11 protein-coding genes and 1 pseudogene are annotated in these 15,237 nt (G+C 43.4%); 6 read left to right on the top strand and 6 right to left on the bottom strand.

Annotated features, from left to right (window positions below):
• Window positions 1-390: 390 nt before the first annotated feature.
• Window positions 391-552, top strand: a pseudogene (locus O9332_RS18805) (DUF2281 domain-containing protein); the annotation flags it as partial.
• A gap of 187 nt (window positions 553-739) precedes the next feature.
• On the opposite strand, the gene pta reads toward O9332_RS18805, so the two are convergent.
• Window positions 740-2,836, bottom strand: a complete 2,097-nt coding sequence (pta, locus tag O9332_RS18800) for a phosphate acetyltransferase (protein WP_288026849.1) — start codon at window positions 2,834-2,836, stop codon at window positions 740-742.
• An 818-nt stretch (window positions 2,837-3,654) separates the two neighbouring features.
• Complete coding sequence (locus tag O9332_RS18795) at window positions 3,655-5,451, bottom strand: N-acetylmuramoyl-L-alanine amidase family protein (RefSeq protein WP_288026847.1); 1,797 nt, start codon at window positions 5,449-5,451, stop codon at window positions 3,655-3,657.
• 197 nt (window positions 5,452-5,648) lie between these two features.
• Between O9332_RS18795 and O9332_RS18790 the strand changes: the two genes are divergently transcribed.
• A complete protein-coding gene (locus O9332_RS18790) occupies window positions 5,649-6,083 on the top strand; it encodes a peroxiredoxin (protein WP_002761836.1) in 435 nt (144 codons plus the stop codon).
• Window positions 6,084-6,393: 310 nt separating this feature from the next.
• Window positions 6,394-7,398 carry a glycoside hydrolase family 10-like protein gene (locus tag O9332_RS18785; protein WP_012268243.1) on the top strand — a complete coding sequence of 335 codons (1,005 nt, stop codon included), beginning with the start codon at window positions 6,394-6,396 and terminating at the stop codon, window positions 7,396-7,398.
• Here the strand turns inward: O9332_RS18785 and O9332_RS18780 are convergent.
• From O9332_RS18780 to cruF, 4 genes are all read right to left on the bottom strand, one after another.
• Window positions 7,339-9,843: an ATP-binding protein gene (locus O9332_RS18780; protein WP_288026844.1), complete on the bottom strand. Its 2,505-nt coding sequence runs from the start codon at window positions 9,841-9,843 to the stop codon at window positions 7,339-7,341. The two genes, O9332_RS18785 and O9332_RS18780, sit on opposite strands and share 60 nt — an antisense overlap.
• 139 nt (window positions 9,844-9,982) lie before the next feature.
• Window positions 9,983-10,375, bottom strand: coding sequence for a Het-E N-terminal domain-containing protein (locus tag O9332_RS18775; protein WP_288026842.1), 393 nt, complete (start codon window positions 10,373-10,375; stop codon window positions 9,983-9,985).
• 117 nt (window positions 10,376-10,492) lie between these two features.
• Entirely contained in the window at window positions 10,493-11,683 is a 1,191-nt protein-coding gene (gene cruG / locus O9332_RS18770) for a 2'-O-glycosyltransferase CruG (protein WP_288026840.1), read from the bottom strand.
• A 1-nt stretch (window position 11,684) separates the two neighbouring features.
• Window positions 11,685-12,599 carry a gamma-carotene 1'-hydroxylase CruF gene (cruF, locus tag O9332_RS18765; RefSeq protein WP_002761825.1) on the bottom strand — a complete coding sequence of 305 codons (915 nt, stop codon included), beginning with the start codon at window positions 12,597-12,599 and terminating at the stop codon, window positions 11,685-11,687.
• A gap of 153 nt (window positions 12,600-12,752) precedes the next feature.
• Between cruF and O9332_RS18760 the strand changes: the two genes are divergently transcribed.
• The 3 genes from O9332_RS18760 (at window position 12,753) to O9332_RS18750 (ending at window position 14,856) form a co-directional block, all read left to right on the top strand.
• Entirely contained in the window at window positions 12,753-12,968 is a 216-nt protein-coding gene (locus O9332_RS18760) for a hypothetical protein (RefSeq protein ID WP_288026838.1), read from the top strand.
• A gap of 55 nt (window positions 12,969-13,023) precedes the next feature.
• Entirely contained in the window at window positions 13,024-13,188 is a 165-nt protein-coding gene (locus O9332_RS18755; RefSeq protein WP_288026836.1) for a hypothetical protein, read from the top strand.
• 159 nt (window positions 13,189-13,347) lie between these two features.
• The gene (locus tag O9332_RS18750; RefSeq protein WP_288026851.1) at window positions 13,348-14,856 is read left to right on the top strand and encodes a serine/threonine-protein kinase; all 1,509 of its coding nucleotides are present in this window, start codon (window positions 13,348-13,350) and stop codon (window positions 14,854-14,856) included.
• The last annotated feature ends 381 nt before the right edge of the window (window positions 14,857-15,237 follow it).

The raw sequence follows: 15,237 nt of genomic DNA, 5'->3' as shown, positions 1-15,237 counted from the left end.
TGCGAAGGTTACATGATATCAGCGAGACTTGGAAACTATCTCATCAAATTAGTTCCCCCATAGAACCCCCTTGAGCCATCTGGCACACTTTTCTCTTTTTGTCAAATTTTATGTTAAGAAAGATGTGACTAATGGATAGATCAAGGGGGGCAGGGGGGATCGAACCTAAAATCCATTTTTAATTTAATTATAACCAGCTACTTACCTTGAAGGTTCAATATCGAAAAAGATTTCTCAAAGATTTGAAGGCATTGAAAAACCAGCCTGTTTATGAGCAAATTTTACAGCTTGCTTTTAGAGATTTACCCAATGCCAAATCATTGCAGGATTAAGAATATAGTTGAGAATATGCCCGATGCTCTCAAAACTGAACTTTGACATTATGCCGAATATTTGCTCACTAAGTCTGACCAAACAGAAGAAGATAAACAAGCAGTAAAAGAATCCGTAACTGTTAAAAGAACTTTAGCTGGTTCAATAAAAGGAACTTTCGTTTTACCTTTAGCTAATGACTTTGATGCTCCCTTAGAAGACTTTGACGACTATAGGTAATGAGGAGTGCTTTAATAGATACTCATGTCTTTATCTGGTTAGCTGAGGATGACCCAATTTTGCCTGTTTCGCTGCGAGATAGTCTTGAAAATACCGATAATGTTTTTGTAAGTATTGCTAGTTTTTAGGAAATATCGATCAAGGTAAAAATTGGTAAACTCTCTCTCTGTTCTGAAATGACGATAACTCAAAAAGATTGGGATTGAATTGCCGTGATCACCACCGTATTGATAATATCGGGAACGGTACAACCGCGACTGAGATCATTGACGGGTTTTTTTAATCCCTGTAGGATTGGACCAATCGCTAAAGCTTTCGTTTCCCGCTGCACGGCTTTATAAGTATTATTACCTGTATTCAGGTCAGGAAAAATAAACACCGTTGCTTGGCCCGCCACCTCTGACCCCGGCATTTTTTGGGCGGCTACTTCCCTATCTACCGCCGCATCGTACTGAATCGGGCCTTCTAGCTTCAAATCGGGGCGTTTTTCCCTAGCGATTTTGGTCGCTTGTCGTACTTTTTCCACGTCTTCTCCCTGGCCCGATTGACCCGAAGAATAGGAAAGCAGGGCGATTCGCGGTTCGATTCCGAATTTTTGGGCGGTTTCGGCAGAAGATAGGGCGATTTCGGCTAATTCCTCGGCGCTAGGGTCGGGATTCACGGCACAATCCCCATAAACCAAGACCCGATCCTCTAGACACATAAAAAAGACCGAGGAGACGATCGCACAATCGGGCTTAGTTTTGATAATCTGGAGTGCAGGCCGAATCGTGTGTTGAGTGGTATGCACTGCCCCGGATACCATACCATCAGCATCGCCTTGATACACCATTAAAGTGCCAAAATAGGAGACATCCTGTGCATAATCCCGGGCCATGTCGAGATTCATTCCCTTGGCTTTTCTCGCTTCGTAGAGGGTCTGCACATAGCTTTCAAAATGGGGACTAGCCACGGGGTCAATAATTTGCAGGCGATCGAGATCGAGAGTGATACCATGTTTTTTAATCACTATTTCGATCTCGTCCGGTTGTCCCAAGAGGGTTAAATCGACGATATCCTGTTCGATTAAAACTGTGGCTGCCTGGAGGATGCGCGGTTCAGTACCCTCGGCCAAAACGATGTGCCGTTTTTGCGCTTTGGCCTGTTGTACGAGATTATAGGTGAACATCTTCGGGGTAATCCCCTGGGTCCGCAAAGTGCGAATTTGCGCTTCTAGGCGATCGAGATTGATGTTACTGTGAAAAAGCTGCAGACTGAGGTTAATTTTATCGTAGTCGGTCGAGGTCAGGGTGGTCCGCACTTGGTGGATGCGTTCGGCCGTGGTGTAGGTATCGGTGGTGACGGAGAGAATCGGTAAGGGATCGGGCAAACCTTCAATTAAACGGGCGATCGAAGGATTGAGGTTATGACCTGCTGTTAAGACTATACCGGCTAATTGGGGATAATTGGCTGATTGGTGGGCCTGTAACATCCCGATAATCACATCGCCGCGATCCCAAGGAGTGATAATTAAACTATCTTCTTTTAACCGCTCTAGGGCATTTTGCATCTGCATGGCCACCACCAGAAAGTTACTAGCTAAACTGTCTAATCTCTGCTGTCCGTAGAGAACTTTTGCCTGTAATTGTTGGGCGATTTCTGCCACTCGCGGGCTGCTCAGTTTGGCATTGTGGGGAATCACTCCTAGGGCATATTCTTGGGGGGGAAAAATTTTAGTCAGGGTTTTCCGTAATTCCCCTATTTTTTCCTCTTCAGCTTGGTTGATAATAATCCCAATCACCGTACAACCTTTATCTTGGTAGGTGTCGCAGGAAATCAGGATCGGACTAAGGGCATCTTCGATACTGCGATTGTGGGCATTACCTAATATTAAGATGGGATGGCCGAGATTTTTGGCGATTTCTGTATTTAGTTCAAATTCAAAGGCGGAATTTTCTTGCAGATAATCGGAACCTTCACAGAGGATAAAATCATATTTTTTTTCTAAGTTTTTAAACTTTTTGATAATTCTTTCGATGATTTCATCAAATTTTTGTTGTACCAATAAATCCTTAACTTCGTCATAACATAACCCGAAGGCTTCTTCGTAGGTTTGTTCTAATTTAAAATAATTGAGGATTAAGTCAATGTCTTCGTCCCGATGACCTTGGGAACAGTCGAGAACAATTGGCTGGAAAAAAGCAACTTTATTAGTTTTGCGGAGAATTAAGTCAATAATTCCTAAAGCTACTAACGCTTTACCGCTTCCCGTTGCCGTCGTGCTGATATATAAAGAGTTAGTCATGGGTAGAGAAGAATAATAACGAGGGTGGAATTTAATTCACTCACCCCAACCTTGAGGTGGGCAATTGATCCCCCCTTAATCCCCCCTTAATAAGGTGGTTTTGATCCCCCCTTAATAAGGTGGTTTTGATCCCCCCTTAATCCCCCCTTAATAAGGTGGTTTTGATCCCCCCTTAATCCCCCCTTAATAAGGTGGTTTTGATCCCCCCTTAATCCCCCCTTAATAAGGGGGGCTGCGAGCAAGTTGTCTATAAGGGCGTGAATTGTTGGGAAATTTTCAGGTAAACTATCTTCAGTTGTTGGCTAATCCAGAGATTTTTCTCACAGAGCGATCGCTGTTTGAATATCTACCAGAGAGTGATGGACTATACCTTGTAATCTAGCAGTTATTTTGTCCGATTGCTGTTCACTGGTAACATTTTTTCCATGAACTTGATTTAATTTCCTCAGATTAAGATAAAAACTCCAGCAAATCCTATCACTGGCTTTCCAGCTAAGGCTTGGTTTTTCATAAAGATTTAAGTAGGTAGGCGTTAAAAGTTGTCAGACACCCCCCTTATCAAGGGGGGCAGGGGGGATCCCCCCGCCTATCGGCACCCCCCTTATCAAGGGGGGCAGGGGGGATCCCCCCGCCTATCGGCACCCCCCTTATCAAGGGGGATCCCCTCGCCTATCGGCACCCCCCTTATCAAGGGGGATCCCCCCGCCTATCGGCACCCCCCTTATCAAGGGGGGCGGGGGGGATCGAACCTAAAATCCATTTTTAATTTAATTATAACCAGCTACTTAAGCTTATCTCCCTCGGATTGCCATTAAATCTTAACTGGAAGCAATTACCCCAGATTGTTGAAACCATTGGCTAATTCCGGCGGCTAAAACTTGCGCTAATTGTTTTTGTGCCTGAGTATCGGTAATCCATTCAAATTCTTGAGGATTACTCATAAATCCTAACTCTAATAACAATGAAGGACTACTATAGGGACGAGTTAAAGCTAAATTATTCCAAAATACTCCATAGGAAGGACGACTAAGATTTTTGGTTAAATAATCGTGGAGAAAAACTGATAAATCCGCTGCTTGGGGATGATACCAAAATATGCCAATTCCTTGAGTATTTAAGGCATCTCCATCATCAGGTAAAGCATTATAGTGAACCGATATTGCTAGGGTTGGTTGCAGATTATTAATCATCTCTACTCGTGCCGGTAAAGATAAGTCGATGTCAGTTTCTCTGGTTAAATAAACTGTTGCCCCCAATTTTTCTAACTCCCGTTTAATTAATTTAGACATAACCAAATTAATCTCTTTTTCTGTGTAACCCGTCGGACCGACAGCGCCGGTTTCTTTACCTCCGTGTCCGGGATCTAATAAAATAACTTTGCCCTGTAAATTATCACTTTTTTCCGGGGGATGACGCAGGGTTAAGATTAAATTTGTCCCCTGGTAACGAAGACTATAACCCCACTGTTGTTTTTGGTTAAGATTAAAAGTGTATTCTATCGTGGTCGGGTTAATTTGTCGCCAATCTAAACGTCTGACCAAAGGATTATCCCCCAGAAAAATTGTATCGGTTTGGGCAATGGTATTATAAAGGGTCAAAATAAATTTATCATCTTCTTGTGCCACGGCGATGGGTACAGGATGGGAGAGGGGAAAAATAATTTCCGTTGCTTGATTGATACTGCGAGAAGAGAGACCACGAATATTAGCATTATCTAGGACTTCATTGACTATTAAACGGGTTTCTCGCTCTAAAATCCAACCACCATAATCTAACCGTAACCAATCCCCTTCTTTCCCAGTGACTCTCGCTTTCGTGCCTTGGGGTAAAGGAGTTAAACGGGAATAATCACTACCCGGCCCCGTGCGCGCTACCCCTTGGGCAGCTATAATTTCAATCACTGGTAAATTTTGATCGCTAATAATGTTAATTTCTCCTTGACCTTGTTGGCTAATCGATCGATTATTTAATTGTGCTGTAAAAATAGGTTTTCCTAAGTTAGCCTCTTGCTTAAACTGCTGACAACCTCGATAATAACCAGTTTTATCCTGAGAATCCGCTTGATTGAGATTAGTTAAAACTGCGGCATTACTAGGCAGTTTTGTGGTTTGAGTTTGGGGTAAAAGAGGCAGAATTTTATCTCCTAACTGCACAGAAACCTGAGCTTGGGGAGTGGCAATCGCACTAAAACAAATCCATTCCCCCACTAACCTCGTCCTATGGACAGAAGGACTGAGAGAGTTATCAGCAAAAGCTAATTCTTGGGGAATAACTGCTTGAGTATCTAGACGAATTATTTGACGATTAATAGTTTGGTTTTGATAGCGAATAGTGAAATTATTTTCGCCAACTTCTAGGGGAAAACTAGGGGCAAAATATCCTTTAGCACTGCGTTGAATCGGTTGATTATTGAGCAAAACTTGACCAGATGGAGGAGCAGAACCAATAAAAAAGATTCTCGATGCCGTGGTTTGATGATTATCGGGAGGATAAACAATCATTAATGAGGTAGATTTAGCGCTGATACTGTGATAAAAACCGATTAATAGCACTAAACCCCAACCAATTAAGATATTTTGCCCAAAAGTTCTCACCTTTAACCAGAATGTCCCCATATTATCCCCCTCTTAGCTGACAAATATTATCCTAAGACAAATTCTAGAGGTTTGTTGTTCGTCTTCTAAGCTGTACTGTATTTAAACTGATCGGGAAATTTAGTACAAATGCTCTGACTTCTTTTTCCCCTCTCCCTGTTTTTGACCCTCATCCCTTATGATCAAGATAGATTAACTTTTGTAAAGGAATCGGAGTTATGGCTTTAACCGTTGGAACAATCGCACCGAACTTTACCACCACCGACGATACTGGAAAAACCGTTTCCCTGTCGGATTTTCAAGGTAAAGTCGTAGTTTTATACTTCTATCCCAAAGATGATACCCCCGGCTGCACCAAGCAAGCGCAAAGCTTCCGGGATAACTACGAACAATACCAAGACAAGGAAATAGTAGTCTTCGGGGTGAGCAGGGATGACCAAGGTTCCCATGCACAATTTAAAGAAAAATACGGTTTACCCTTCCAATTGCTCGTAGATACCGATGGTGCTATCACCAAAGCTTATGACGTCGATGGGGGTGGCTATTCTAAGCGCGTCACCTATATCATCGATGCAGAAGGCAAAATTAGCCATGTGGATGACAAAGTGAATACCGCTAGTCACGCATCGGATATTCTCTGCGTAGTCGGTTAATTTTCCCTAAAATCTTTTCTGGGTGTGTTAGGGGAGCCTAATACACCCGATACCCCAGTTCACTGATAATCAGTTTTTAATAAACGGATTTAGTATAACTAAATAGGTCTTGCTGATGATGAACTGAATATTAAAAATCGGACTAAAATAAGTGGGTGGGTGGAATTAAATATAAGATGAACGTAGGTTGGGTTGAAGCATGAAACCCAACGCCTGCATGGGTTACGCTACCGCTAACCCATCCTACAAATAATTTGGCCTCCCTACTTAATACTATTATCAAATATCTTGGTGGGATTAATCGGGAATCATGGTTAAGTTTAGCAAGTACCTAAAGAGGTTTGGGATTGTTGCTGGAGTGGCTTTTTTGTTGTTGGTTACTCACCGAGCGGCTCCCCGAAAGGCAGTGGAAAATGAGCAGATGAAGGGGGTTTGGTTAACCAATATTGGCACGATATTGTTACATCACACTACGTCCTTAGATGAGGTGTTAAATCATCTTTCGCGATCGGGTTATGACCGGGTGTATTTTAGTGTTTATGGGTTTAGGGGAACGCTTTATCCGACTTCCCAACGTCCGACGAATTGGTTGTTTGTGCCGCCGTTGAGCAATCCCTGGAGGGCAGCGGTTAAGGAGTCTTTACGGCAGGGTTTGAAACCATTTGCTTGGTTTGAGTATGGTTTGATGTTATCCCCTAAGGATCCTATTGCCAAAAAGCATCCGGATTGGCTATTAAAAACGCCCGCAGGGAAGACGGTGGTGGAAACCAATGTCTGGTTAGATCCGGCGAATCCGCAGGTACAAGCCTATCTTTTGGGGAATATGGAAGATATTTTAAAAGAAAAAGATTTGGCGGGGATTCAGTTAGATGATCATTGGGCAGTTCCGCGTGTTTTTGGTAATAAAAGTCAGGCTTTAACGAATTTAACCCGCAAGTTGCACGATCATGTCAAGGCGATTAATCCCAAGTTGGTGGTGAGTCTTTCGCCTAATCCTCACTCTTTTGCGGTGAATAAATATAATCAAAATTGGTTGGCTTGGGTGCGTCAAGGGATTGTGGATGAGGTGGTCTTACAGATCTATCGGAAAACTCCCAATCAGGTGGCGGCAAGTCTTTCGGGATCGGGACTGGCGACAGCTTCCCGGTATGTGCCGGTGGGGGTGGGTTTATATGCAGGTTGGAATCCTGATTTTTCCTTAAAGGGTTTACAAGCTCAGGTGAGGACGGTGGAGCAGCAGGGTTATGGCTATTCGTTATTTTGTTGGGAGTTTGTCGTCATGCGTCATCTTTTTAATCATATTCCTCGGTTTTAATTGAGATGGATTGGTATCCAGCAAATTTTGTTCACTCAGCCACTCTGAATCATAGATTTCCAGAAGTTGTGTCAAGATATCAAAAAACTGTTTTTCTGTTCCATCAATAGAGCGCCGAACCCAAAAACCTCCCGATACATTCGCTAGATACCAATAATTATCTTCCCCATTAATCCTTTCAGAAATATTTTTATTTTGGTTGGCTAAATAGTCACCCAGCCATCTAAACTTTTCTTGCAGATACAAACCACCACATTTTTCGGGTCCTCCAAGGTAACAACGTTCTAGAGTTTGCTTTTCAATTTTATCTTGATATTTACTCTTGATTGTTTTAAACTCATCAGATCCTTCACGGGTTGCAAACAAAATTTTATGTGTTTGGTAGAAAGCTCTTGCTACTACTTTAATTTTATCATTGTAAGCTCGTTGGATGTTTTGCTTAAATGTGCTGTCAGCAGGTTCAATAACAACTTTCTCTTGAATCCATGTTAGAAATTCTGGGTTGTAATGCCCAAACTCGTAGCCACCCTCAAAGTTCAGACTAAAATTAGTATGAGGACCCTTCTTGAAAATAGGTAAGCCAGATATCGCCATTAATTTGCTATAATCAACAAAGGGCTTGATCTGACAGTAGAGATCGCGCAGTCCATAATCGAGCCAAGTTCCACACTCTTCATAGCTTTTTTTTAATGGCTTAAGGCTTATCCAAGCAGAGTGAATAAGTTCTTCTTGTGTGCGTTGTTTAGCAACCTTAACATTCCATAATTGAATTCCTGCAAAGCTGGCCAGCCCCAAAGAAATGACTGAAAAAGTAGCGAGGCTTACAATGGTATTTCGTCGTCGGTTTTTCTTTTGCTGCTCTTGTTGCTGTTGCCAATTGACACTGGCATCAATGAATTCACTTTCTTCTGGTCTTAAGCCACCAAGATTTTCAAAAGCGCCTTGATTTCTCAACTCTACAGCCTGATCCAATCGAGTGCCTTTCAAAAGTTCATCTTTCGCTCTAGACTCATCTTTTGAGAGAACTTTTTGCCAACGTTCTACCTCAAGATCTAACGAATTTTCGAAGATAATTGCTTCTTTTGCTTGTTCAAGCCAGCCTTTTAACTCATCCCAAGATGAGAGCAAAATTTCATGGGCTATTTCTACGGTTGGACGTTGTTTCAGACGCTTGCTGTTACTTGCTTGAATTTCCTCTGGATTTAAACACTCCTCACTACCAACCAGCAAATTTTTACTAATGAACTCTGCGAGGAGCTTTTGTTCTGATTTATCGACAAATTTATCTTTATAAGCTCGTCTGCTCACTGTTCTACTGCCTGAATCAGTATCAACAACATTAACTAGCTTCAAAAATATTTGCTTAGTGATTTTCTGTTCGTCTTGGTTCAAATTTTTGTATATCTCGTTGACCCGCTTTTGCAATGCTCCCCTTACCCCCTCTAACGCTGCATAACTTTTCTTATTTAAGGTACGATCTTCGATCTCAAAGCGACCATCAGCACCGCGAGTTTGGCATTCACTTTCCCAAAGCAACTTCAGGGTATATTGCAATAAGGGAAGATAACCTTTTTGTCCATCAAGTTCCTTGATAATTTGTTCAACTAACCCTTCTTCAAACACGACCCCATGCTTGGCTGCTGGTTGCTCAATCGCCTGTCGCAGTTCATCTGGAAACATTTCAGTGACCAGATGAATATTATTTTGATTGGCAATAGCACCTAAATCGGGATAGAAACTAAATTGCTCCAGAAAGTCAGCCCGCATTGCCAGTACAATCTTGACAGAACTATTCCCAGACTTGGCAACTTGAACAAGACCTGCAATAAAATTTTTGCGTTTATCTAAATCGTTGCAAATAGTGAACAATTCCTCAAATTGATCGACAAAAATTAGCCACCGTTCCCCATCTTTCCTTAAGGTGTCAATCACTTTAGTTAGGGTATCTGCCTTTGCTTCTCGGGCAATCTCGACTTCTGCTTCACTGAAGTGATAATCCTTCTCCTCAATGAGTAAACACCGATGTAGGGAATCAAAGGGATCTTGATTCGGTGTAAAGATGAAGTCATAAAATGTTTGAGACTCCAGAGATTTTTTCAACTCAGGAATTAACCCCGCACGCACCACAGAAGACTTGCCACTTCCAGAAGCCCCTAACACTAAACTCAAGTTGCTTCGATTCACCATCTCAAATAATTCAGCAATTAACTTATCTCTACCGAAAAAGAGATCTCTGTCTTTGTCATTAAATCTTTTCAGTCCCCGATAAGGTGACTTCATAGTCAATGGTTGCTGCGTACCTTTAGCAACTGAAATCTGGACAGTTTGAGTCTCAATTTTAGTACCAATTTGAACGGGAGCGATGATTAAATCACCGCTAACGTTAGTATCTTTAATCAGGTTATCTTGTTCCTGAGATTGACGGTCTGGAATTGACTGGCTCATAGTAGTGGCATCTCCGATGTTTTGTTTTAGGGACCAGAGATGCAACAAATGGCTGTCGGTTCAGCTAAATCCAGCACTCCTTCTAATCTTTGTTTAAGTGGTCAAATTTTACCGAACCCTTATTCAAATTCACGCTTTCTTAACTCTTCTTGCCTTCTTGAACTGGCTTAAATTCAAAGTTTCCACCAACAGTTACGCCGCTCACCGTATTAGTTTGAGTTTGATTGATTATCTCCTGTCCACCGGGCTGTTCTTTGACTTGATCGAGTAAATCCTGAGCCACTTTAATGATTTCCTGATCTTGATCAGCACCAGCTTTGGTAATTTTATCTTTTAACAAACCTTCAGCTTGCTTGATTTCTTCTGGTTTGGCATCTACCATCGCTTGTCCCAGAACATCGCCTTCAAACTTCTTCTTAATTAAAGTCTTCAAACCCTGATAGGCATCTTTAACAGCTGTTCCTGCGGTATCATTAGCGCCAGCGAGCGCACCAGCCCCTAAAGCAGCAAGAATCAGAGAAATAGGGTCCATAGTTGAGCCTCAATTATTATGTAGAAGGAGTAAATAGTGGTCTGATGAGTTCGCCTCATTGACCGTCTTAATTGTGACTACAAGGTACATCAACCTCTTTACGGATATCAAAAAATATTACTGATACACTCGACCGCGCCAACTTTGGGGACGGGTAAAAGCAGAGACAAAAATGCGGATAACTGCCAGCGGATCCGCTAGGGGAGATAGCCAAAATAATACTGAGGATAGATTGACTTTTTCGCCTCGATAGTAGCTAGGAGAGACAGCCAATAAAAGGGCAAAACGAATCAATAACAGCAGCAGGTTTAAAGTCAAAACAATTTTTAAACTCAGGAAATTGTAGCCAAAAATCAAAGCTGTGAGCAGTAAAGGAGTGATAATTATCGGTAATCCCTGAGTAAGAGCTAATAAAGCTAAATCGCCCCATAATTGCCCCTGATAGGAGGCATCTTTGAGGTCAAGAGATCTGCCCCATTCGCGCCAAGTTTCCTTGAGTCCTTCGTACATCCGCACGCGAATCAACTTCGCCCCATCGAGAAATCCCACCCGATAGCCTTTCGTTGCCGCTAGACGGGCGAGGGTGACATCATCGCAAAAAGAACCTTTTGCCCCGCTATAACCGTCTAAAGCCGCTAAAACTGACCGCCGGCAGAGAAAACATTGACCATTGGCCATGACTCGTTGGGGATCTTGCCCGCGCACTCCGGCCGCATCAAAGCGATAGAGCAAAGTCATCAATAAAGCCGGCTGTAACCACCATTCTCCCGGATAGGAGAGGATAAATTGCGGCGACAGGGAAACTAAATCATAACCTTCTGCGATCGCAGCTTTGACCAAACTAGCGACTAAATTTGCTTGGGGTTGGGTATCGGCATCAATGCCCAAAATCCAGTCACTTTTAGGAGAACTAAACAAAAAACCATTGTGTAACGCCCAGGGACGACCTACCCAATCGGGGGGCAAAGGATAATCGGTTTTCAAGCGAAAGCGGGGGTCTTTTGCCGCTATCTCTTTGACTTTTTCCCGCGTACCATCTTGGGAATTGCTATCGACAATCAGAATTTCTCGCACTTCGTAACTCTGTTGACTCAATCCCCTTAAACAACCGTCAATCCTGGCCACTTCGTTTAACGTCGGCACAATCACGCTTACTGTCCCTAACATCTCCGGGGTGGGAGGTTGGGGAGTCAGGGGAGGACGACGACGCGCCCCTTTTAGCAGACGGGAAAGAAGGATAAAAAAGGCAACAGCCTGAGACAGCAGTAGCCCCAGGCAGAATGCACCGAGAATTATCTCAGTTAACAACTTATTTGGCTCCTCTCACCGATACAACGGGGATTTTTAGGGTTGTTACTTCGCTGGTTGCCACTGTTTGCCCGGAAGCAACAGCCTTGGCGCGATTATAGAGGAGTATTAAAGGCAGAATACCGGTGAGTAATCCTAAGAAAATCGGCGGATAAATACCAGCACCCATACTCATGACCGTAGCAAAGCCAAAATTACCTAAATACATCACAAAAGGCAGGGTTAAATCTTGACTTGGCAGTTTCACCGGTTGCACTTGCCAAATTAAAGTGGCTACCGTCATAAAAACACAGCCCGTGCCAAACCAACCGGCAAAATTTTCGTAGGGCATCCCAAAGAAGGCCCCCGGTTGTTCCCAAATCCAGAAGGGTATGGTAGTTTGACTCATGGCCGGATCTAGGACAAAATCCCAGGAAGTTAATAATACCGCCCCGATAGCGATCGCTCCTAGATTTTGTAGCCACTGGGGTATAGCAAGAGTGGATAAACCAACACGAGCGATAATATAGGCACTAAAACCGAGATAAAACCAAGATAGGGGGATAGTAAAGGGTACTAAACCCGCAATTTTGTAACCTAAGCCCGAAAGATAACGATAATGACCGAAAGGAAAGCCGGTACTGGTTCCCAAAAGTTCGCTACAAAGGGATAAACTGATAGCGGGAACCATGAATCCTAACCAGTGCCACACTCCTAGAGTCCGATAGGCATAAACAGCCACCGCTGCCATTCCTAACACCATATACACCACACCCCCCCCGGCCATTGACCAAGCAAAGGCAGTTTTGCCAAAATCTGGTAAATTGGCCACAAATTCGGGATGGGGCAAAACTAGCAACAATCCCGCTAGTCCAAAAGCCATCGATACGATATGACCGATGAGCAGAGCTTTTTCGATCGCAATTAGTCGTCTCATTAAATCTCTAGCACTGCGAAAGGATAATCATTTTCAAGTTTACAAATCTTTATTAAAGAATTATTACGCAGATCGGTCACTTTCGGCAAAAAAGTTTTACAGGGGTTAGGGATTTGCCTGTAGTGGTGGTTTAGGAGTCCCTTGGCAGTCCCGATGAAAAAATTTTCACCCCCACAGATGAAAGAGGTTTCTTTCCCTACACCCCACACCCCACACCCTACACCCCCCACCCCACACCCTACACCCCACACCCTACACCCTACACCCCACACCCCACACCCCACACCCTCTTTCAAGTCAGGACAATCAAGAACGAATAATAATCAATCAAATTGTCTATCTAGAGATTTTATGTTACTTTATACTTAGTTTTTTCATTTTTTCAACCCCCAAAAATTAATTATCCGAGAGGCAATGACTAAAAATGCCTGAAAATATAGCGTTTCTGATTCACAAGAGGTACATTCCCGATCCTGAACAGCTTAATCAGCAAAGGTTTAAGTGTGCCGCACAGATGCGAGAACCGCTATATATGTTAACAATGATGCTTTTAGTCCGAAAAAAAGGTTCTTCGGTTTGTGTTATGTAATTTTTGCCAATTGTTTTCGATCTAGAACGAGCTAATCAATTAAGTCTCTTGCCAGATAAGGATTTAGTCGATTTATGCCCCCTGCTCGAACCAGACCAAGTAACGAAGAACCAAAACTCTCTCCACCAGACTCACTATAATTCACACAGTAGCCTAGCTATGTCGGCAGAATCTAGACATCGGAGCTTACTTGCCAATCGATACCAACTGGTCGAGTTGATCGGTAGCGGCGCCATGGGACAAGTATATCGAGCAGAAGATAAACTATTAGGTGGCGTAACCGTCGCCGTGAAATTCCTCTCGCAAACTCTCCTCAACAACAGAATGCGCGAGCGCTTCGAGCGAGAGGCGACTATTTCGGCACTTTTAGGCGAAAAAAGTATTCATGTTGTTAAGGTTCGTGATTATGGTGTAGATGACAAGGAAGTCCCCTTCTACGTCATGGAATTTTTGCCGGGGGAGAGCATGAGTGAAATCATCAAACATCAGCCGCTGCCCCTCCCGCGCTTTCTCAATCTCACCCGTCAGATTTGTTTCGGCCTGGAATGCGCCCATAAGGGTATTATCTTCCAAGGGGAGATGTGTCCGATTATTCACCGGGACATCAAACCAAGCAATATTATGGTGATTCAGGACTCAGGATTAGGGGAATTGGTGAAAATTCTCGATTTTGGCATCGCTAAACTCATCCAATCGGGAGAATCCCAAACCCAATCGTTTATGGGAACCTTAGCCTATTGTTCCCCGGAACAGATGGAAGGTAAAGAACTCGATCATCGTTCCGATATCTACAGTTTTGGGATTATGATGTACGAGATGATCACGGGAGAAACGCCCGTTTTTCCCGATAATCCCTCCTTTGGCGGTTGGTATGAGGTTCACCACTACGCCGAACCCCGTTCCTTTAATTCTAGCTTGCAATTACCGCCAGAATTAGAACAGTTAATCCTGCGCTGCTTGGCCAAAGCACCCAGCGATCGCCCGTCAAGTGTTACAGATATACTACAACGTCTCGAACGACTTGAACCCCTAGTCAAAAATGAAATAGTCAAAAAAACCGACGATTACACCCGCAAAATCAAAACCCCTCGTGATTTAAATCAAACCATTGTTTCTGCTGCTAATGCGAGGGATATCTGTGTCAAGTCCAGTTGGCCCGAGGATAAACCGCGCCAAAAAATTGTCTTCTCACGCTGTCTCCAGGCTGCTGACGGCGTTTTTCCCGGTTTATGGGTAATGTTGGATCGAGAAGATATCGCCGTCCGGGTTGCTAGTGTCCGTTATAATCAATTCCTCTTTTTACCCACACCTCACCCGATGATTCTCTGGATTACTGTCCTCTATCATCGTCAATGGGGCCCCCGCTGGTTGCCTTGTTATTTGGACTTAAAAACCCCTCAAGGTCAAAAAATGACCAAAACCCTCGCCGAAGCCGGTCAATACTGGATTTTATTTTTCCCCCTCGAAGGCAGCAACATCTGTGAAAATGTGATCAACGCTAATATTCCCGCCAATCAATGCCAAATTTTGCAGCAATGGGTGACAGATAGTCAATCGGGCCAGGGTGGCAACCCGCAAATTAGCAAGCGGATGTTAAAACAGAAAATCGAGCAACTTAAACCCCAGATTCTGGCCAAATTAGAGTCAGAACTGGCCGGGCAGCCCTAAAAAATCAGGGGGGTATGATGAGTTGCTGAAACGGATGTAATTTTGGGGTAATCGATGAATATGCCCCATAACAGCGCAGTCGAGCGGACAGCGGACGGGACTAATATTTGTGTATATTGCCAAAGCTATCTGCCGCTCTTCACTTTCGCTATTAGCCATCATCCATTCCCAATGCCTACTTCTGTATTATAAGTTGGGTACTATTTTTGTAGATAGTGCAGAAATCTACAGGAGATCAAGTATTGACATCCTCGCCGCCCTAAAAGTGCGGCGATTCCTAAACCTCACGATTTAAGTTTCTGCTTCCACCACCGTCGCATACCACAGTTAAAAAACCATGTACTGTCTTACACAGAGTCCACAGACTTTCGCCCCATTTCA

The sequence above is a fragment of the Microcystis sp. LE19-10.1B genome, assembly GCF_027530565.1.
GTDB classification, from domain to species: Bacteria; Cyanobacteriota; Cyanobacteriia; order Cyanobacteriales; family Microcystaceae; genus Microcystis; species Microcystis aeruginosa.
The sequence above is the reverse complement of the archived record's forward strand: the minus strand, read 5'-3'. Positions and strand labels throughout refer to the sequence as shown.